This is a genomic window from Xanthobacter autotrophicus (assembly GCF_005871085.1).
GTDB lineage: Bacteria > Pseudomonadota > Alphaproteobacteria > Rhizobiales > Xanthobacteraceae > Xanthobacter > Xanthobacter autotrophicus.
In genome coordinates this window covers 258,442-277,376 of record NZ_VAUP01000015.1, presented here as the reverse complement: position 1 = coordinate 277,376, position 18,935 = coordinate 258,442, and the positions used below count along the sequence as shown (strand labels likewise).

Genomic DNA, 18,935 nt, shown 5'->3' with positions numbered 1-18,935 from the left:
CACATGCCCTTGATCGATTACATTCCGGCGCAGACCAATATCCACTTCATGCGCCTACGCCACTGGACGTTCCCGTTCTCGGCGGCGCTGTCCATTATCGCCGTGGTTCTGTTCGCCACCTACGGCTTCAACCTGGGCATCGATTTCCGGGGCGGTACCCTTATCGAGGCGCAGACCAGCCAGCAGGCGGCCGACATCGGCGCCCTGCGCGAGCACCTGACCGACCTCGACGTGGGCGACGTGCAGATCCAGGAATTCGGCTCGCCGCGCGACGTGCTGATCCGCGTCGGCGCATTCGGCGCCACCGACGAGGCCCAGCAGGCGATCATCACCAAGGTGCGTGACGTGCTCGGCGCCGAATACACCGTGCGCCGCGTGGAAACCGTCGGCCCGAGCGTGTCCGGTGAGCTGGTGCGCCAGTCCATCCTCGCCCTGGTGCTCGGCGCGGTGGCGGTGCTCGCCTATCTGTGGTTCCGCTTCGAGTGGCAGTTCGCCGTGGGCGCCATCGTGACGACGATGCACGACATCTTCGTCACCCTGATGATCTATTCGGCCTTCGGGATCGATTTCGATCTCACGTCCATTGCGGCCATCCTCACCATCATGGGCTATTCGCTCAACGATACGGTGGTGGTGTACGACCGTATCCGCGAGATGCTGCGCCGCTACAAGAAGCTGCCGCTACCGGAACTGCTCGACATCGCGGTGAACGCCACCTTCTCACGAACCATCATCGTTTCCACCACCACCTTCTTCGCCACCCTCGCCCTCTATTTCTTCGGCGGCGAAGTGCTGCGCGGCTTCTCGCTGGCGATGACGGTTGGCGTGGTGATCGGCACCTATTCCACCATCTTCGTGGCGGCGCCCATTCTCATCCATCTGGGCCTGCGGTCCTCGACCGTCGCTGGACCCGCCAAGAGCGAGCCGGAAGCGGTGCTGGGCGTGGACGAGGCGGCCAAGCTTTCCGAGGTGGAAGCCGAAGTCGCGGAACAGCCGGTCGCTCCGGTTCCGCCCAAGACCGCCGGCAAGGGATCAAAGGGCGGCAAGCGTCCGCCCGCCCGACCCGCCAAGGCGTGATGCGGTGGCAAGCCCCTCCGGCGCGCCCTTCTTCCCGCGGCAGGTCACCATAGACGGCTATGGCGACAGCTTCTTCCACTTCGCCAGCATGTCCCATGCCGGCTCCATCCTCGCGCTGCCCTCGGGCATCCGTCCCTGGTCAGTCACGGCGATGGCTGAGGTCGACCCCGCCGCGCTGGCACCGATCCTCGCCGAGGCTGGCGCCTTCGAGCTGCTGCTTCTGGGCACCGGCCGCGATCCCGCACATCTGAAGGAGCCGCTGAAGCAGCTCCTGCGCGAGAAAGGCCTGCGCTTCGAGCTGATGCCCACCGCGAGCGCCGCCTCCACCTACAATGTGCTGCTCGGCGAGGGCCGCCGCGTGGGCGCCGCCCTCATCGCTGTCTGATCCGGCCATGCCGGACGAGATCACCCCCGACGATGGCGCGCCCGACGACACGGTTCTAGCCGCCGCTTATGCCCATTGTGCCGAGCAGGTGCGTGCGCAGGACCGGGACCGTTTCCTCTCGGCCCTGTTCGCGCCGGAGGACAAGCGCCGCCATCTCTTCGCGCTCTATGCCTTCAATCTCGACGTGGCGCGGGTGCGGGAGGTAGTGCGCGAGGCTCTGCCCGGCGAGGTGCGCCTCGCCTGGTGGCGGGAGGTGATCGAAGGGCAGGGGAGGGGTGAGGTGGCCGGCCATCCGGTGGCAGCGGCCCTGCTCGACACGGCGGAGCGCTTCGCCCTGCCGCGCGTCAGCCTGACCGCGCTGGTGGATGCGCGCATCTTCGACCTTTACGACGACCCCATGCCCACGGTGGCGGACCTGGAGGGCTATGCAGGCGAAACCGCATCGGCGCTGCTCCAACTGTCAGCGCTGGTGCTTTCGCCGCAGGCCTCCGCCGGAACCGGGGACCTGTCCGGACACGGCGGCGTCGCCATCGCCATGACCGGACTCATGCGCGCCTTCCCCATCCATGCGGCGCGCGGACAGTGCTACCTGCCCCTGGACCTTCTCGCACGCCACGGCATCGGTCGGGACGATGCCGTCTCCGGCAAGGTCTCGCCTCAGTTGCTGGCCGCGCTGGCCGAATTTCGCGCTGAGGCGACACGACACCTTGCTGCGGCGCGGACGGCAGCCGAACGGCTCGGTCCGGCAGCGGCCATCGCCGCGCCCTATCTGCCGCTGGCGCTGGTAGCGGGCGATCTCAAGGCTTTGGCGCGAGCGAGCGACCCGTTCAGCACCGTCGCCGGACTATCGCCGTTCCGCCGCCAGTTCGCGATCTGGCGCGCGGCGCGACGTGCGGCAGCCGGCAAAGTGTGGTTCTAAACCCGTGTTGAGGCGTGGACCGGCCGGCGTGGGCGAGCTTCCGCCTCACGCCGCCGGGCGGGTGATCCGGTCCGTCAGGTTGAGCCGGCCGCGGGCGATTTCCGCCACCTGGAGGCGCACCGCCTCCGAGCCTGCCAGCACGTCCAGCATCTCAATCTGGTTGCGGGCGATGAGCAGCAGCAGGTCGTCCCGCACCATGCCGTCCGCGCCGTGGGGCAGAGCGTCCACCAGCTGGAGCTGGTCGAGATGGGGCCGATCCGGCAGTGCCTGCGCCAGATGCGCCCGCAGCGCCTCCACCGTCACCGGTTCGCGGGCGGCGACAAAGGCATAGAGCCCCACCTTGCCGCCCAAGGTCTGGAAATCGGCCATGTGCACCTCGGCCACGGCCGGGTGGGCGGCGAGCGCCGTCGCGATGCGCGGGGCCACCTGCGTCACCCGCGGGCCGCGCCCCTCGGTATCCGAATAAGACATAAGCCGCCGCGTGACGAAACGGTACACCTTCTTGCCAGTGGCCATCCACACGCGCGTGGGCAGGCTCTTGGTGGCCAGCACCTTCTTCTCGCGCGGCGTGAGCGCTTCCGGGCAATAGGTCCGCTTGTGCTTGAGCAGGTGGCGAATGTCCTCGTAGGCGAGCACCCGGCCAAGCTTCCAGCGCCGGCTGATGGGCAGGGCCAGCTGGAAATCCATCAGCCAGGCTTCGCCATCAGCCCCGCGCAGCCAATTCTGCTGCTTGGCGAGGTCGTTATGCACATAGCCGGCCGCGTGCAGGGTGTGCAGCGCCGAGCGGGCCGAATGGAAGAAGTGTAGGTCGTCGGCAGGCCGCGCGATCTGCAGCGGCGCACCCTCCACCCAGCCGCGCACCAGGAAGCGGTCGCCCACGGCCAGAAGCGGCGTGGTCACGCCGGTTTTGGTGACGCGCTCCAGCGCCTTGACCTCGAACGCCGCGAGGCGCCGGGCCAGTGGCCCGAGCCAGAACGACACCTCGTTCCAGCGCCGGCGCACGGCAGGCCAGTCCCGCCCGTGGCGGTCGGTCCACACGCCGCGCTCAACCGTGGAGAACACGTCGCGCTTCAACACCGTGTCCACGGCGAAGCGGGCCGGATCGGCGTGGTATTCCACGGGGGGCGGCGGGCTGGAAATACGCGGCATCGGGGCCTCTTAAGCCGCCCGGGCCGGCGTGTCGAGCCACGCCGCCATATGGGCCAGCGCCCGCGCGGCCATGGCCTTCTTCTTCGCCAGCGTCTTCTCCGCGCCGCGGAGGCGCTTGCCGGGTTCGGCGCGGGGGGCTTCCTCCAGCGGCGGGAACAGGCCGAAATTGATGTTCATGGGCTGGAACGAGCGCGGCGCTCCGGCCTCCTCGGCCTCCACATGGCCGCCGGTGATGTGGGCGAGCAGCGCCCCATGCGCCGTGGTGAGCGGGGGCGGGACGATCATCTCACCGTGCCGCTCGGCGGCGGCGAAGCGTCCGGCCATGAGGCCCACGGCCGCGCTTTCCACATAGCCCTCGCAGCCGGTGATCTGTCCGGCGAAGCGCAGGCGCGGATCGGCCTTCAGCCGCAGCGTACCGTCGAGCAGGCGCGGGGAGTTCAGGTAGGTATTGCGATGGAGGCCGCCGAGCCGCGCGAACTCCGCGTTTTCCAGCCCGGGGATGGTGCGGAAGACGCGCGCCTGCTCGCCATGGCGCAGCTTGGTCTGGAAGCCCACCATATTGTAGAGCGTGCCCAGCTTGTTATCCTGCCGCAGCTGGACGATGGCATAGGCCTTGACGGCGGGGTTATGCGGATTGGTGAGGCCCACCGGCTTCATGGGGCCGAAGCGCAGGGTCTCGCGACCGCGCTCGGCCATCACCTCGATGGGCAGGCAGCCGTCGAAATAGGGGGTCTTGGCCTCGAAATCGCGCATGGGCGCCTTCTCACCGGCGATCAGCGCGTCCACGAAGGCATGGTACTGCGCCTCGTCCAGCGGGCAGTTGATGTAGTCTGCACCGGTGCCGCCCGGCCCCGGCTTGTCGTAGCGCGACTGGAACCAGGCCTTGCCCATGTTGATTGAATCGAAATGCACGATGGGCGCGATGGCATCAAAGAAGGCCAGCGCCGTCTCCCCGGTCAGCGACAGGATTGCCTCGGCGAGCGCGGGGGAGGTGAGGGGGCCCGTGGCCAAAATCACTTTGTCCCACTCGGCGGGCGGCAGGGTGGCGAGTTCCTCGCGCCGGATCTCGATGAGAGGGTGCTCTTCAAGCGCCTGAGTGACCGCGCGGGAGAAGCCGTCGCGGTCCACCGCCAGCGCGCCGCCGGCGGGCACCTGGTTTTTGTCTGCGGCGGCGAGGATGAGCGATCCGGCCTGCCGCATCTCAGCATGGAGCACGCCCACCGCATTGCCTTCCGGATCATCGGAGCGGAAGGAATTGGAGCAGACCAGCTCGGCGAGGCCGTCAGTGAGATGGGCGTCAGTGGTGCGCTGGGGTCGCATTTCATGCAGCACCACGGGGACGCCGCGGGTTGCGATCTGCCAGGCCGCCTCGGATCCGGCGAGGCCGCCGCCGACAACGTGCACGGGGTCAGCTGACTGGGGCATCATGACTCCGCTCCGCCGGGGAATGGGCCTTCAGGCAAAGAGCCTTGAAGGCTGGAACGCGAAGGACGTGCCGACGGGAGGTGCCATGTGCCACAGCCACCCCGAAGACTTCAACCCCTGCGCCGGATTGGGCGGGCAGTATACGCGTCCAGAAAACGAAAATGGCCCCGAGCGGGGCCACTATCGATGCCCAGCCACTGGCCGGGCTATGTCAGCGTCGTCGTATCAGACGGCGGCGGATGCGTGCCGAGCGAGAGCACGGATCTCGCTGCGCGACACATTGATGTCCGCGAGACTGCGATCATCAAGCTTGGACAGCTCTGTGACAGTGCGATTATACGTCTGCCACCGGCGGAACTGGCGAGCCAGGAAACCCCAGAGCAACATTGGTCTTCTCCACTTTGCGGAAGCGTCTCTTTGCTTCCGCGACTTTCTCCTCTTAGATACGCCTCTTTGCTGCATCGCCAAATAGCGGATCATGCATTGCAGCATTGCGAAGTGTGCATGGAGCTTGGCCGGCTGAGCTTACTCGCCATCGCGGGGTCAAGGGCTGTCGCCGGACGCACCGCGCGTATGACGTGGAAAATGGAGAAACGGACGAGCCAGGCGACGCCCCGGCAGACGCCACAGGCGACGCCCGATAGGAGCCGTGATGTTGCTCGGAGCGCGATTGCTGCCGCAGGCCCCCAACATCTAAAACGACGATCGGTACCGAGCGCAGGCAGCCACAAGGGCACGCCGGTATCCTGCAGCGGGCATGAAAAGGCCGGTTCCGTTCCGATATCGCGACGCGGGCCTTACCGTCACCGGAATCCGACCCGCTCGCGGACGCCCCCGAACCGGAAGGTCCCAAGTGGAGGTCCCGAGTAGAGCATTTTCGCGAATCGCCGGCCCGCACACCGGGCCGATCCAAAGGCACCTACTCCGCAGCCTGCCGGCGCCGGCCACGGGGACGGGGCGCCGCCTTGGCCGGCGTGGCCTTGTCCTCAACACCAACAGTCTCACCGACCTTTCCCGCAGTTTGAGCATCTGCCGCAGGCTCCCGATCCAATGCTTCCGGGTTGGCCGGTGCATTTCTGGTCACGGCCTTGCGGGCTTCAACCTTCGCCGTTGACATCTTCCCCGTGGATGCCTTTGCCGGCGACAGTGCCTTTGTGGTAGGCGCCGTTTCCACCGGTGCCGTCGGGGCGGCCTTGGCCATGGGCCGCCGCGCCAGGACTTCCGCGAGGAAGTGGCCGGTGTGGGAGCGCGGGTGCTGCGCCACCTGCTCTGGCGTGCCCGCGACCACGATCTCGCCGCCCCCGTCGCCGCCTTCCGGGCCGAGATCGAGAATCCAGTCGGCGGTCTTGATAACCTCCAGATTGTGCTCGATCACCACCACCGTGTTGCCCTGCTCCACAAGCTCATGCAGCACTTCGAGCAGCTTCTTCACATCGTGGAAGTGTAGGCCGGTGGTAGGCTCGTCAAGGATGTAGAGGGTACGCCCGGTGGCGCGCTTGGATAACTCCTTGGAGAGCTTCACGCGCTGCGCCTCGCCGCCGGAGAGCGTGGTCGCCTGCTGACCCACCTTGATGTAGTCGAGCCCCACACGATGCAGGGTCTCCAGCTTCTCGCGGACGGACGGCACCGCCTTGAAGAATTGCGCACCCTCTTCCACCGTCATGTCCAGCACGTCGGCGATGGACTTGTTCTTGAACGAGACATCCAGGGTCTCGCGGTTGTAGCGCTTGCCCTTGCAGACGTCGCACGTGACATAGACATCCGGCAGGAAGTGCATCTCGATCTTGATGACGCCGTCGCCCTGGCAGGCCTCGCAGCGCCCGCCCTTCACATTGAAGGAGAAGCGCCCGGCGCCATACCCGCGCGCCTTGGCCTCCGGCAAGCCGGAGAACCATTCGCGGATGGGCGTGAAGGCGCCCGTGTAGGTGGCCGGGTTCGAGCGGGGGGTGCGGCCGATGGGCGACTGATCGATATCAATCACCTTGTCGAGGTGCTCGAGCCCCTCCAGACGATCAAACGGGGCGGGGGCCTCACTGGCGCCGTTCAGCCGCCGCGCCACCGCTTTGTACAAGGTATCGATGAGCAGCGTGGATTTGCCGCCCCCTGACACGCCGGTTATGCAGGTGAACAGGCCGAGCGGAATCTCTGCCGTCACGTCCTTCAGATTGTTGCCGCGCGCGCCCGAAAGCTTGAGCATGCGCTTCGGGTTGGGCTTGCGCCGCGCCGGCACGCCCACGGACAGTTGGCCGGTGAGATATTGGCCAGTGAGGGAATTGGGATCGGCCAGGATCTGGGCGGGCGTGCCCTGGGAGACGATGCGGCCGCCATGGATGCCGGCACCAGGACCTACATCCACCACATAATCGGCGGCGAGGATGGCGTCCTCGTCGTGCTCCACCACGATCACCGTATTGCCGAGGTCGCGCAGGTGCTTCAGCGTATCCAGAAGACGCGCATTGTCGCGCTGGTGCAGGCCGATGGACGGCTCATCCAGCACATACAGCACCCCGGTCAGGCCCGAGCCGATCTGGGATGCGAGACGGATGCGCTGGCTCTCGCCACCGGACAGGGTGCCAGAGGCCCGGGTGAGGGTGAGATACTCAAGTCCCACATCCAGCAAAAAGATCAGCCGCTCGCGGATCTCCTTCAGGATCCGGCCGGCGATCTCGTTCTGCTTGTCGGTCAGTTCGCCTGGCAGAGCTTCGAACCACGCGGACGCCGACCGCACCGAGAGTTCGCCCACCTCGCCGATATGCTTTCCGGCCACCTTTACGGCCAGGGCCTCCGGCTTCAGGCGGTAGCCCGAACAGGCCTTACAGGGAACGGTCGAGAAATATTTCGAGATTTCCTCCCGCGCCCAGTCGCTGTCCGTCTCCTTCCAGCGCCGGTCGAGGTTGCGCACCACGCCCTCGAAGGTCTTGGAGGTCTCGTAGGCGCGCATGCCGTCGTCATAGGCGAAGGTGATCTTCTCGGAGCCCGAGCCGAAGAGCAATACATCCTTGGCCTGTTCCGGCAGATCGGCGAAGGGCACGTTGAGTTTGAAATCATAGTGCTTGGCCAGAGCATCCAGCGTTTGGCCATAATAAGGAGAGGTGGATTTTGCCCACGGTGCGATGGCGCCCTGCTTGAGCGAGCGCATCCGGTCGGGCACCACGAGGTCTGGATCGATGGTCTGCTCGACTCCGAGCCCATCGCAAGCCGGGCAGGCGCCGAAGGGATTGTTGAAGGAAAAAAGTCGCGGCTCGATCTCCGAAATGGTGAAGCCGGAAACCGGGCAGGCGAACTTCTCGGAGAACAGGATGCGCCGCGCGGCCCCTGTCTCGTCCTTCTCATCGGCGTATTCAGCTACCGCGATGCCATCGGCCAGCGCCAGCGCCGTCTCGAAACTGTCGGCGAGGCGCGCGGCGAGATCAGCCCGCACCACGATGCGGTCCACCACCACGTCGATGTCGTGTTTGATTTTCTTGTCGAGGGCAGGCGCTTCCGCGATTTCGTGGAAGGCGCCGTCGATCTTCACCCGCTGAAAGCCCTTCTTCATCCACTCGGCGAGTTCCTTGCGGTACTCGCCCTTGCGTCCGCGCACAACCGGGGCCAGCAGATAGAGGCGGGTGCCCTCGGGCAGGGCCAGTGTGCGATCCACCATCTGCGAGACGGTCTGGCTCTCGATGGGCAGGCCGGTGGCCGGCGAATACGGCACCCCCGTGCGCGCCCACAGAAGGCGCATGTAATCGTAGATCTCGGTCACCGTGCCCACGGTGGAACGCGGATTCTTGGACGTGGTCTTCTGCTCGATGGAAATCGCCGGGGACAGACCGTCGATCTGGTCCACATCCGGCTTCTGCATCATTTCCAGGAATTGCCGGGCGTAGGCCGAGAGGCTTTCCACATACCGGCGCTGGCCTTCGGCATAGATTGTGTCGAAGGCCAGCGAACTCTTGCCCGATCCGGAGAGGCCGGTGAACACCACGAGGCTGTCCCGCGGGATCGCGAGGTCCACGTTCTTCAGGTTGTGCTCGCGCGCGCCACGCACCGTGAGGGTACGGGCGTCCCGGCGGACGGCGATATCAGGGGCGGCAGTCGCCCGGGTGGGAAATGCGCGATCAGACATGGAATTCCGGTGGCGCCGACAGGCGCAGAAAGATCAGGAAAGAGGGGCGGCCGACTTGGCTCTGGGGGTGAATACGCTAAATGTGGGGGAAGGGATGCGCGCTGGGCCGAACCAACCCTCGGAAACGCTCCCCGCCTCGGCGTTGCACGACTCTTTTGACACGACAGTGAAACCCAATCGCTGCATTTCGAATTCGCCCCTGATCACGGGTTGAATGTAGGTGGCCGCGTGCAATGCGGTAGGGAACATATCAGGAACCGCTGCGCCGAGCCAGCCAAAATTCTGACGGCCACCACGCCTCCCAATGGAAGAAGGTGCTTGCATCCGGCGTCGCGAGACGATAGGAACACAACATGAACATTGCTAAATCCCCCTTTACTGCGCGTGGATCCACGCGGTTCTTAATGGGGAAAAGTCGGCTTTGGGCTGGCCTGCCGCGCCGTGGGCGGTAGGGTGCGGGCTGATAAAGCGACCACGAACGAGGAGCATCGGGATGGCCGGCAGCGTCAATAAGGTGATCCTGGTCGGCAATCTCGGCCGGGACCCGGAAATCAAGTCTTTCCAGAATGGCGGACGGGTCTGCAACCTGTCGGTCGCCACCTCGGAGAACTGGCGGGACAAGGCATCCGGTGAGCGCCGCGAGCGCACGGAATGGCACCGCGTGGTGATCTTTAATGAGAATTTGGCGGGCGTCGCCGAGCGCTTCCTGAAAAAGGGCTCCAAGGTTTACATCGAAGGCCAGCTTGAGACCCGCAAATATGAGAAGGACGGGCGGGAAACCTATACCACCGAGATCGTGCTGCGGCCCTATCGCGGCGAGCTGACGCTGCTCGACGGACGCGGCGAAGGCTCTGGGGCGGGCAGTGACGACTATGCCGGCGGCTCTGATTTCGGTTCGGCGAGCCCGATGGGCGGCGGCTATGGCGGCTCCGGTGGCGGCCGCAAGGTGTCTGGCGCCTCGGCCAGCTCATCGAGCGGTTCCGGCGGTGGGGGGCGACCGGCTGCCGATCTCGATGACGAAATTCCGTTCTGATGCCTTCCCCGCCCCGGTTGATCAGCCGGGGCGGGCACTCGGCACTCGGCTGTCTGAACTCCTTGTTTAGGGCGCCAGTAGGATGATTGGGTCACAGCAGGTGGCGCTTTCGGGGTTCGGACGGGAAGCGCTGTCAGGCACGCCTAGGGGGAACTTTGACGCAAAAGGGTCAAAGTGATCGGCGACTTCGAGGGAACTGGCGCGCAAGTCATTGAAGATTAAAGAGAAAAAATCGTTACGTTGCTGTGGTTTCGCTGGCCTTTCGGGGGTGAATCGGCTAGAAGGAAGCACCGCGTTCCACGATTGAGAGTGTTGACTTTTGGCCGATTCCGAGACGCCGAAGCCCGGCGGCGAGCCGCCGTCCGATATCCGGCCCGTTTCCATCACGGAGGAGTTGTCGCGCTCCTACCTCGACTATGCGATGAGCGTCATCGTCGCCCGCGCGTTGCCCGACGTGCGCGACGGCCTGAAGCCGGTGCATCGGCGCATTCTGTTCTCCATGCACGAGAACGGGTATGAGTGGAATAAGTCCTATCGCAAGTCCGCCCGCGTGGTGGGCGATGTCATCGGCAAGTATCATCCGCACGGCGACCAGTCGGTCTACGATGCCCTCGTGCGCATGGCGCAGACCTTCGCCATGCGCCTGCCGCTGGTGGACGGCCAGGGCAATTTCGGCTCGGTGGACGGCGATGCCCCGGCGGCCATGCGCTACACTGAGGTGCGCCTGGAGAAGGTGACGAATGCCCTTCTCGACGACCTCGACAAGGACACTGTCGACTACCAGGACAATTACGACAATTCGGAGCACGAGCCGACCGTCCTCCCGGCCAAGTTCCCGAACCTGCTGGTCAACGGCGCCGGCGGCATCGCGGTGGGCATGGCCACCAATATCCCGCCGCACAATCTCGGCGAGATCGTCGACACCACCGTCGCTCTGCTGGACGACCCAACGCTGGAACCCGAGGCGCTACTCGACCTGCTCCCCGGACCGGATTTCCCCACCGGCGCGCTGATCCTGGGCCGCACCGGCATCCGCCAAGCCTATCTTACCGGGCGCGGCTCCATCCTGATGCGGGCCAAGGTGGCCATCGAGACCATCCGCAAGGAGCGCGAGGCGCTCATCGTCACCGAAATTCCCTATCAGGTGAACAAGGCGACGATGATCGAGAAGATGGCCGAGCTGGTGCGCGACAAGCGCGTCGAGGGCATCGCCGAGATCCGCGACGAGAGCGACCGGGACGGTATGCGCGTGGTCATCGAGATCAAGCGCGACGCCCAGGCCGATGTGGTGCTCAACAACCTCTATCGCCTGACACTGCTGCAGACCTCGTTCGGCGTGAACATGGTGGCGCTGTCGGGCGGCAAGCCGGGCGTGCTCACGCTGCACGATGTACTCACCGCCTTCATCGCCTTCCGCGAGGAGGTCATCAGCCGCCGCACCAAGTTCCTGCTGCGCAAGGCGCGCGACCGGGCCCATGTGTTGGTGGGCCTTGCCATCGCCGTGGCCAATATCGATGAGGTGATCCGCCTCATCCGCACCGCGCCGGACCCGGCCAGCGCCCGCGAATCCCTGATGGCGCGCGACTGGCCGGCCAAGGACATGGCGCCCCTCATCGCGCTCATCGCCGACCCACGCCACAAGCTTGGCCCGGACGACACCTACCGCCTGTCCTTCGAGCAGGCCCGCGCGATCTTGGACCTGCGCCTGCAGCGCCTCACGGCTTTGGGCCGCGACGAGATCGCCGAGGAACTAGACAAGCTGGCGGTGGAAATTGCCGACTATCTGGACATTCTCGCCAGCCGTCCGCGCATGCGCGCCATCATCCGGGCCGAACTGATCGCCATCAAGGAGGAGTTCGGCACGCCGCGGCGCACGGAGATCGTGGAAGGCTTCGGCGACCTGGAGGACGAGGACCTTATCCAGCGTGAGGAGATGGTGGTCACCGTCTCCCACGCCGGTTACATCAAGCGCGTGCCGCTCTCCACCTATCGGGCGCAGCGACGCGGCGGCAAGGGCCGATCGGCCATGCAGACGCGGGACGAGGATTTCGTCACCCGCCTGTTCGTGGCCTCCACCCACGCTCCGGTGCTGTTCTTCTCCTCCAAGGGGCAGGTCTACAAGCTGAAGGTGTGGCGCCTGCCGCTGGCGGCGCCACAGGCCCGCGGCAAGGCGCTCATCAACATCCTGCCGCTGGAGCAGGATGAGCGCATCACCTCCGTCGTCCTGCTGCCAGAGGATTCCGACGAGAACGATCGCCTGCAGATCATGTTCGCGACCACCGGCGGCACCGTGCGGCGCAATGCGCTCACCGATTTCCAGCAGGTGAACCGCAACGGCAAGATCGCCATGAAGCTCAACGAGGGCGAGGCCATCGCTGACGTGGGGCTGTGCACGGAAGACGACGATGTGCTGCTGACCACGGCGGCCGGAGCCTGCATCCGCTTCCCGGTGACCGAGGTGCGCGTGTTCAAGGGACGCGACAGCGTGGGCGTTCGCGGCATCCGGCTGGAGGATGGCGACACCATCATCTCCATGGCCATCATCGGCCATGTGGACGCCTCCGCCGAAGACCGCCTGGCCTATATCAAGCGCCGCCGTGCTCTGGCGGGCGAGGCCACCGAGGCCGGAGACGTGGAGCCGGAGGAGGGCGCCAGCGGCAATGGCCAACTGGGCCAGGACCGCTACGCCGAGATGGGCGCCAAGGAGCAGTTCATCCTCACCGTCTCCGAGAATGGTTACGGCAAGCGCACCTCGTCCTACGAGTATCGGGTGACCGGACGCGGCGGCAAGGGCATCGTCGCCATGGCGGTGAACGAGCGCAACGGCCGCCTCGTCGCCTCCTTCCCGGTGGAGGACCAGGACCAGATCATGCTGGTGACTGACGGTGGGCAGCTGATCCGCTGCCCGGTGGACGGCATCCGCATCGTCGGCCGCGCCAGCCAGGGCGTCATCGTGTTCGATACGGCGGAGGGCGAGCGTGTCGTCTCCGTGGAGCATATCAGCGACGATGCCGGGGCCGAGAACGGCGATGCCGACGAAACGGGCGAGGCATCGGAGGCGTAGGGTCGTAGGCTGCTTCGGCGTCGAGCGATGCCGAAGCAAAGCTGAACTCGCTCCCTGGTTTGAGCGTCAAAGGGCGTTGGGGCTGCGGGCGAGGAGCTGCCTGCGGATCTGGGGATGGCGATGATATCGGTGGAAAGCCTTGCCCTGTTCGTGGTCGCTTGCGTCGCTCTCGCCGCGACGCCGGGGCCGAACGTGGCACTCATCGTCGGCACCAGCCTCAAGCATGGTCGGCGGGCTGGCATTCTCACCGCCACCGGCGTCAATGTGGGGCTCATTGCCCAGCTGGCGCTCGTGGCGGCGGGCCTCGCCTATGTGGTGGAGACCTTCTCCCGCAATTTCGACCTCGTGCGCTATGCCGGCGCGGCCTATCTGATCTGGCTCGCCGTCCTGCAGTGGCGCGGGGCGGGAGCCGGTCGCGAGGCGCCCATGCCATCGGCCCGCGCCGCCTTCGGGCGGGGGCTGGCGGTGGCCTTCGCCAATCCCAAGACCCTACTGTTCCACGCAGCCTTCCTGCCCCAGTTCATCACCGACAAGGCCGATCCAGTGCCGCAGATCGCGCTGCTGGCGGCGGTGTTCGCGGCCATCGCGCTGGTGGGCGACGTGTTGTGGGCGGTGGCGGCGGACAAGGCCCGCGCCGCGCTCGCCGGCCGTTTCACCCGCATCGCGGATCGGGTCTCCGCCGGCATCCTCGTGGGCGGGGCAGCCCTGCTCCTGGCGGCGGGGCGGCGCTGAGGCCGCCGAGTTTTTCAGCAGGCCCGGCAAAAGCCTCCAGGTCGTTGCGGGGCCTCGGAGTCTTCCCGCGCGCCTCGTCCTCACGCCCCCTTGTCGGACCGCACCGGCCCGCTTGCCTCACCGCGTATGCTGCTCCGCGAAGGCGGCGGCGGCGCCATAGAGGCCGGGCTGGGGATGGGTGATGAGGCGGACCGGAATGTCCTCCATCCGCTGCGCGAACCGACCCTTGGCGGAGAAGCGGCTGGCGAAGCCGGACTGCGGGATGAGGTGCGCGATGCGCGGGGCGATGCCGCCGGCGATTACCACCGCCTTGGCGCCCTGCACCAGCGCGATGTCGCCCGCCACCGCGCCGAAGCTCAGGCAGAAGCGGTCGAGGGCGGCGGCGGCGAGCCCATCCTTGCCCTCGGTGGCCAGCCCCCACAGGGTCTTGTCCTCCAATTGGTCGATCTGGCACCCCTCGATGGCAGCGAGCGCCTCGTAGATGTTGACGAGGCCCGGGCCGGAGACGATCCGCTCCACCGACACGCGCGGATAGCGCTGGCGCAGGCGGTGCAAAATCGCCTCCTCCAGGGAATCCAGCGGGGCGAAATCGATATGGCCACCCTCGCATTCGATGACGTGATAGCGGCCACCCTGACGCAGCACATGGGCAACCCCGAGCCCCGTGCCGGGCCCGATGATGCTGATGACACCGGTCTCGGGCAGCGGCCGGTCCGACCCGGCGAAATGGACGAATCCCTCCTCGCCGATCTGCGCCACCGCATGGCCGATGGCGCCGAAATCATTCACCAGGGTCCAGGTATCCACATTGAGCTTTTCCGGGATCAGAGCCTTGTGGATTACCCACGGATTGTTGGTGAGCTTCAGGACCTCACCCTCCACCGGGCAGGCGATCGCGATGGCGGCCGCCCGCGGCAGGGGCATCCCCATGGTTTCGGCGAACGCCTGCCAGGCGAGCTGGAAACTGGCATGGTCCGCGGCGTGGGTAACCATGGGCTCCCCAAGGGACACCACCCGGCCGTCCGCGACTTCCGCGCGGGCAAAGCGGGCATGGGTGCCCCCGATATCGACAGCGACGATCTCCACGCCCGGTGTCCTTTCCCATGGCCAGGCGCTCCGCCTGCCGCGCTGCGCCTTCCACAATGGTTGCCCTAAACGCGGAAAACGCCGCGCTCTTGCTACAGCGCGCGAGGGCCCCGCGGCGTTCCCGCTGCCGATTTACACGGGAGCCGCGGCGAATGGCACCCAGTTCGACAAGCAGTGCTTATAGTTCTTGATTTGTTCCATGCAACAGCGCAGCCTGCGGCCATCACGAGGAGAGAGTCGACCATGGCCAAGAAGACGTTCTACGTGGTCCAGCCGTTCGGGCTGGGCAAGCGCGGCGCCTTGAAGGCTGGTGCGGCCGTGGAGGCTCGCACGGCTGCCGATGCCGAGCGCATCGCGCGTCGGATGGCAATCGTGAACGCCGGCGCCATCGCCTTCTCGCGGGATGTCGACCCCGAGTCGGATGATGCCGATCCGCCGGTGCTCATCGCCAGCTTCGGCCAGGTGCCGGACAGCACCTTGGAGGCGGCATAGGGCGGGCCACGCCTCTGCCTGCCGCGTCTGGGGTGATCAGGGCCGTACCATCGGCGAGGCGGATCGGATGGATACGGAAAACACCAAGGCTGGGCCGCAAGAATAGGCCATAAAATATTGATTTTATGAGATAGTTTGGCGGAAGGGGTGGGATTCGAACCCACGGTGGGCTTCCACCCACGGCGGTTTTCAAGACCGCTGCCTTAAACCACTCGGCCACCCTTCCGAAGAGGCATCCGGGGCGGTGAAGCCCGGTCCCGAGTCCGGCTGAAGACCTCATCTAGCCCAGCCGCCCGCACCCGTCGAGAGCTCCGCGAAAGACACATCGGATTAACCATGGCCGCGGGTTCGCCCCATTTTTGCCGTCATTAGCCATGCTTTTGACGGAGAATGCGGTTGTCCGGCTCAAGGACGGCGCGCGCCTTGAAGACATCCCGGCCGGGTTTCGGCGCAAGCAGGAGACCGGGCATCGATGAAGAGGGGACCGTCGTTGCACTTCCTTCCGCGAATCCCGGCCGCCTCGCATCAGTCCTGTCCGACGCCCCATGGCGCGGCAATGACAGCAAGGGCCAGTCGCGGTTCGGGAGCGAAACTGGCGGCGACGCTCGCCGGCTGCCTCGCGGTCGCGGGATGCGGCTCCATCGACACACTCGGCAGCAAGATCGACCCGCTCTATGGCGTCTCGGCCAGCCCCCGCGTGGTGGCGGAGGGGGATCCGGTGCCGCGCGGCGGCGGCGGCTACAAGGTGGGCAAGCCGTATACGGTGGCCGGGCGCACTTATGTGCCGGCGGAAAACCCCGATTACACCGCCGAGGGCCTCGCCTCTTGGTACGGCAAGGATTTCCACGGGCGCAAGACCGCCAACGGGGAGATCTTCGACATGGGCTCCATCTCGGCGGCCCACAAGACGCTGCCCATGCCGTCCTATGTGCGCGTCACCAATCTTGCCAACAAGCGCTCCATCATCGTGCGCGTGAACAATCGCGGGCCCTATGTGGGGAGCCGCCTCATCGACGTCTCCTATCGCACCGCCGAACTGCTGGGCTTCGCCAAGTTCGGCGTCGCACGGGTGCGGGTGGATTACATGGGCCGCGCGCCCATCAACGAGGATGACGACGTCAAGCTGGCTTCGACCCTGCGCCAGGATGGCACCCTCGCGGATCTGAAAATGACCTCGCCGGTCATGGTGGCGTCGGCCCGGCCATTCGTGCCCGAGGTGCCCTCGGTGCGCGCTGTGCCGGCTTCCACCCCACCCAGCGCGGAGGCGCCGGTGCCGCCGTCGCGGCCCTATGATCTCGGCACGTCCGGAAGCCCCGCTTCCAGCGCCGGAACGGTGGCGGTGGCGAGCGCGTCGGGCTGGTCCGCCGGTCCGGCCCCCGTGAGCGGCCTGGGGTTTGCCGGTGTTCCCGAGGGCGCGCGCTGACCGAACGGTCTGCCGAGCCTGTTTTTCCCTGCCCATTCTTCCGCGCCCCTGCCGTTTGGGGCTTTACCCGTCTCCCGACCTTGGACGATGATCGCGACGCACCATCGGCCGCGTGGGCAGGTGCCGGACAATGCGTCCTGTCCGCAGCGGCCTTGGCCCGTCCGCGATAGCCAGGTGGATCAACATGTTGCCGAAGCTTCGCTTCGCCTTTCTTCTCGTGGCCATCGCGGCGCTCGCCGGTGCAGGTCGCGCAGGGGCCGCCGACGGTTTCCAGACCCAGGCACCCTCCGCCATCCTGGTGGACTACGACACCGGGACCATCCTGTTCGAGAAGGACGCCGACCGCCGCATCGCCCCCGGCACCCTCGCCAAGGTGATGACCGCGGACGTGGTGTTCTCCCAGCTCAAGGCGGGCAAGATCGCCCTCGACACGCCCTTCACCGTGAGCGTCAACGCGTGGCGGAGAGGCGGCGGCCCCTCGGGCGGCGCGGCCATGTTCGCCGAGGTGAACAAGCCCGCCCCCGTGGGCGAGCTTCTCGCAGGCATGCTCGTGGTTTCGGGCAATGACGCAGCCATGGCGCTGGCGGAAGGCATCGGCGGCACCGAGAGTGAATTCTCGCAGATGATGACGGAGCAGGCCAAGGCCATCGGCATGGCCAATTCCGACTTCCGCAATGCCACGGGTTTCGCCGATCCGGGCCAGTTCTCCACGGCCCGCGACCTGTCCCTGCTCGCCCGGCACATCATCCGCACCTATCCCGACTATTATCCGGTCTTCGCGCGGCCCGGCATCGAGTGGAGCCGCATCAAGCAGCGCAATCGCAACGTGTTGCTGGATGCCGGCATCGGGGCGGACGGGCTCCAGATCGGCTGGGTGAAGGATGTGGGCTACCACGTCCTCGGCTCGGCGGTGCAGAACGGCCAGAGGCTCATCGTGGTGGTGCTGGCGGCGAAGTCGGAGAAAGAGCGTCTCGACGAAACCCGGAAGCTGGTGGAATGGGGCTTCCAATCATTCCGCCAGCGGGTGATCTTCGCCGCCGACCAGGAGGTGGGCCGCGCCCAGGTGTTCGGCGGCGCTGCCAGCAGCGTCGGCCTCGTGGGCGGACGGCCGGTGAGCGTGCTGACCCCACGCGCTGGTAACGAGCGCATCACGGCCCGGGCCATCTATACCGGGCCGCTGCTCGCGCCGGTGACCAAGGGCACGCAGGTGGGCCGGCTGGAAGTGACGCGAGGCCAGACCAAGGTGCTGGAAATCCCGCTCTACACGCAGGAGGACGTGCCGGTGGGCTCGCTGGTGGATCGCGCCCTCGACGGCGGATTGACGCTGATGGGCGACAGCGTGCGGGATCTGGCCAAACGCACCATGGCAAAGCTTCATAAATGACCCGGGGCCACTTCATCACGCTCGAGGGCGGGGAGGGAACGGGCAAGTCCACCCAGGCCCGCCGCCTTGCGGCGCATCTGCGCGCCCTCGGCCACCAGGTCGTGGAAACCCGTGAGCCCGGCGGCTCGCCGGGAGCGGAGGCCGTGCGCCATGTACTGCTCTCGGGCGCCGCCGAGCCGCTGGGGCCGGTGGCCGAGGCGCTGCTGTTCGCCGCCGCCCGGACCGACCACGTGGCGACGCTGATCCGCCCGGCGCTGGCGGCAGGCATCATCGTGATCTGCGACCGCTTCATCGATTCCACCCGTGTCTATCAGGGCGCCGTCGGCCAGGTGCAGCCTCATCTCCTCGACGCGCTGGAGGAGATGGCGACCAGCGGCACCCGCCCCGACCTCACCCTTGTTCTGGACGTGCCGCCCGACATCGGCCTTGCCCGCGCCGCTGCGCGCGGTGAAGGCAATCCCGACCGGTTCGAGAAGGAAGGTGCTGCCTATCATGCGGCCGTGCGCGAGGCGTTCGTGACCCGCGCGGCGGCGGCGCCCAGGCGCTGCGTGCTGGTGGATGCGACCCCCGATCCGGACGCGGTGGCGGCCGAGATCGCAGGCATCGTCGCCGCACGCCTCGGCCTTCACGCCGTGGCGCAGGCGTCGTGATGGCGCCG

At 66.6% G+C, this 18,935-nt stretch carries 15 protein-coding genes and 1 tRNA gene; 10 read left to right on the top strand and 6 right to left on the bottom strand.

Annotated elements, in window-relative coordinates; translation table 11 throughout:
- Positions 1 to 3: 3 nt before the first annotated feature.
- Genes secF through FBQ73_RS05970 form a run of 3 tightly spaced genes read left to right on the top strand, consistent with a single transcriptional unit; the run spans position 4 to position 2,381 of the window.
- The gene (gene secF / locus FBQ73_RS05980; RefSeq protein ID WP_138398574.1) at positions 4 to 1,077 is read left to right on the top strand and encodes a protein translocase subunit SecF; all 1,074 of its coding nucleotides are present in this window, start codon (positions 4 to 6) and stop codon (positions 1,075 to 1,077) included.
- Positions 1,078 to 1,081: 4 nt separating this feature from the next.
- Positions 1,082 to 1,462, top strand: coding sequence for an Mth938-like domain-containing protein (locus FBQ73_RS05975; RefSeq protein ID WP_138398573.1), 381 nt, complete (start codon positions 1,082 to 1,084; stop codon positions 1,460 to 1,462).
- A 7-nt stretch (positions 1,463 to 1,469) separates the two neighbouring features.
- Positions 1,470 to 2,381: a phytoene/squalene synthase family protein gene (locus FBQ73_RS05970; RefSeq protein WP_170218762.1), complete on the top strand. Its 912-nt coding sequence runs from the start codon at positions 1,470 to 1,472 to the stop codon at positions 2,379 to 2,381.
- Between the two features lie 45 nt (positions 2,382 to 2,426).
- On the opposite strand, the gene FBQ73_RS05965 is transcribed toward FBQ73_RS05970, so the two are convergent.
- The 4 genes from FBQ73_RS05965 to uvrA form a co-directional block, all read right to left on the bottom strand.
- Positions 2,427 to 3,530, bottom strand: a complete 1,104-nt coding sequence (locus tag FBQ73_RS05965; protein WP_138398572.1) for a serine/threonine protein kinase — start codon at positions 3,528 to 3,530, stop codon at positions 2,427 to 2,429.
- A gap of 9 nt (positions 3,531 to 3,539) precedes the next feature.
- Complete coding sequence (trmFO, locus tag FBQ73_RS05960; RefSeq protein ID WP_138399005.1) at positions 3,540 to 4,955, bottom strand: methylenetetrahydrofolate--tRNA-(uracil(54)-C(5))-methyltransferase (FADH(2)-oxidizing) TrmFO; 1,416 nt, start codon at positions 4,953 to 4,955, stop codon at positions 3,540 to 3,542.
- 225 nt (positions 4,956 to 5,180) lie between these two features.
- Positions 5,181 to 5,342, bottom strand: coding sequence for a DUF1127 domain-containing protein (locus tag FBQ73_RS05955; protein WP_081437109.1), 162 nt, complete (start codon positions 5,340 to 5,342; stop codon positions 5,181 to 5,183).
- 532 nt (positions 5,343 to 5,874) lie between these two features.
- Complete coding sequence (uvrA, locus tag FBQ73_RS05950; protein ID WP_138398571.1) at positions 5,875 to 9,063, bottom strand: excinuclease ABC subunit UvrA; 3,189 nt, start codon at positions 9,061 to 9,063, stop codon at positions 5,875 to 5,877.
- Between the two features lie 493 nt (positions 9,064 to 9,556).
- On the opposite strand from uvrA, the gene ssb reads away from it, so the two are divergent.
- The 3 genes from ssb (at position 9,557) to FBQ73_RS05935 (ending at position 13,892) form a co-directional block, all read left to right on the top strand.
- On the top strand, positions 9,557 to 10,096 hold the full coding sequence (ssb, locus tag FBQ73_RS05945; RefSeq protein ID WP_138398570.1) for a single-stranded DNA-binding protein: 540 nt from the start codon (positions 9,557 to 9,559) through the stop codon (positions 10,094 to 10,096).
- A 319-nt stretch (positions 10,097 to 10,415) separates the two neighbouring features.
- Complete coding sequence (gyrA, locus tag FBQ73_RS05940; protein WP_138398569.1) at positions 10,416 to 13,160, top strand: DNA gyrase subunit A; 2,745 nt, start codon at positions 10,416 to 10,418, stop codon at positions 13,158 to 13,160.
- A 114-nt stretch (positions 13,161 to 13,274) separates the two neighbouring features.
- Entirely contained in the window at positions 13,275 to 13,892 is a 618-nt protein-coding gene (locus FBQ73_RS05935; RefSeq protein ID WP_138398568.1) for a LysE family translocator, read from the top strand.
- Positions 13,893 to 14,009: 117 nt separating this feature from the next.
- Here the strand turns inward: FBQ73_RS05935 and glk are convergent, their stop codons facing one another.
- Positions 14,010 to 14,978, bottom strand: a complete 969-nt coding sequence (glk, locus tag FBQ73_RS05930; RefSeq protein WP_138398567.1) for a glucokinase — start codon at positions 14,976 to 14,978, stop codon at positions 14,010 to 14,012.
- Between the two features lie 243 nt (positions 14,979 to 15,221).
- On the opposite strand from glk, the gene FBQ73_RS05925 reads away from it, so the two are divergent.
- Positions 15,222 to 15,470, top strand: a complete 249-nt coding sequence (locus tag FBQ73_RS05925) for a hypothetical protein (RefSeq protein WP_138398566.1) — start codon at positions 15,222 to 15,224, stop codon at positions 15,468 to 15,470.
- A 136-nt stretch (positions 15,471 to 15,606) separates the two neighbouring features.
- Here FBQ73_RS05925 and FBQ73_RS05920 read toward each other — a convergent pair.
- Positions 15,607 to 15,696: transfer RNA gene (locus FBQ73_RS05920), tRNA-Ser, on the bottom strand.
- Positions 15,697 to 16,026: 330 nt separating this feature from the next.
- On the opposite strand from FBQ73_RS05920, the gene FBQ73_RS05915 reads away from it, so the two are divergent.
- The 3 genes from FBQ73_RS05915 to tmk all read left to right on the top strand — a co-directional run bounded on the left by FBQ73_RS05915 (position 16,027) and on the right by tmk (position 18,927).
- The gene (locus tag FBQ73_RS05915) at positions 16,027 to 16,893 is read left to right on the top strand and encodes a septal ring lytic transglycosylase RlpA family protein (protein ID WP_246089589.1); all 867 of its coding nucleotides are present in this window, start codon (positions 16,027 to 16,029) and stop codon (positions 16,891 to 16,893) included.
- A gap of 184 nt (positions 16,894 to 17,077) precedes the next feature.
- Complete coding sequence (locus FBQ73_RS05910) at positions 17,078 to 18,277, top strand: D-alanyl-D-alanine carboxypeptidase family protein (RefSeq protein ID WP_138398564.1); 1,200 nt, start codon at positions 17,078 to 17,080, stop codon at positions 18,275 to 18,277.
- Positions 18,274 to 18,927 (top strand): dTMP kinase, encoded by a 654-nt coding sequence (gene tmk, locus FBQ73_RS05905; RefSeq protein WP_138398563.1) that lies wholly within the window; start codon positions 18,274 to 18,276, stop codon positions 18,925 to 18,927. The genes FBQ73_RS05910 and tmk overlap by 4 nt, the downstream gene beginning before the upstream one ends.
- Positions 18,928 to 18,935: the final 8 nt, after the last annotated feature.

Excerpts from the sequence above, each read along its gene's own strand:
- FBQ73_RS05955 (WP_081437109.1), bottom strand. The coding sequence starts at position 5,342 with ATGTTGCTCTGGGGTTTCCTGGCTCGCCAGTTCCGCCGGTGGCAGACG.
- trmFO (WP_138399005.1), bottom strand. The coding sequence starts at position 4,955 with ATGCCCCAGTCAGCTGACCCCGTGCACGTTGTCGGCGGCGGCCTCGCC.
- FBQ73_RS05915 (WP_246089589.1), top strand. The coding sequence starts at position 16,027 with ATGACAGCAAGGGCCAGTCGCGGTTCGGGAGCGAAACTGGCGGCGACG.
- tmk (WP_138398563.1), top strand. The coding sequence starts at position 18,274 with ATGACCCGGGGCCACTTCATCACGCTCGAGGGCGGGGAGGGAACGGGC.
- FBQ73_RS05970 (WP_170218762.1), top strand. The coding sequence starts at position 1,470 with ATGCCGGACGAGATCACCCCCGACGATGGCGCGCCCGACGACACGGTT.
- ssb (WP_138398570.1), top strand. The coding sequence starts at position 9,557 with ATGGCCGGCAGCGTCAATAAGGTGATCCTGGTCGGCAATCTCGGCCGG.
- FBQ73_RS05935 (WP_138398568.1), top strand. The coding sequence starts at position 13,275 with ATGGCGATGATATCGGTGGAAAGCCTTGCCCTGTTCGTGGTCGCTTGC.
- FBQ73_RS05925 (WP_138398566.1), top strand. The coding sequence starts at position 15,222 with ATGGCCAAGAAGACGTTCTACGTGGTCCAGCCGTTCGGGCTGGGCAAG.
- secF (WP_138398574.1), top strand. The coding sequence starts at position 4 with ATGCCCTTGATCGATTACATTCCGGCGCAGACCAATATCCACTTCATG.
- FBQ73_RS05965 (WP_138398572.1), bottom strand. The coding sequence starts at position 3,530 with ATGCCGCGTATTTCCAGCCCGCCGCCCCCCGTGGAATACCACGCCGAT.
- FBQ73_RS05910 (WP_138398564.1), top strand. The coding sequence starts at position 17,078 with ATGTTGCCGAAGCTTCGCTTCGCCTTTCTTCTCGTGGCCATCGCGGCG.
- uvrA (WP_138398571.1), bottom strand. The coding sequence starts at position 9,063 with ATGTCTGATCGCGCATTTCCCACCCGGGCGACTGCCGCCCCTGATATC.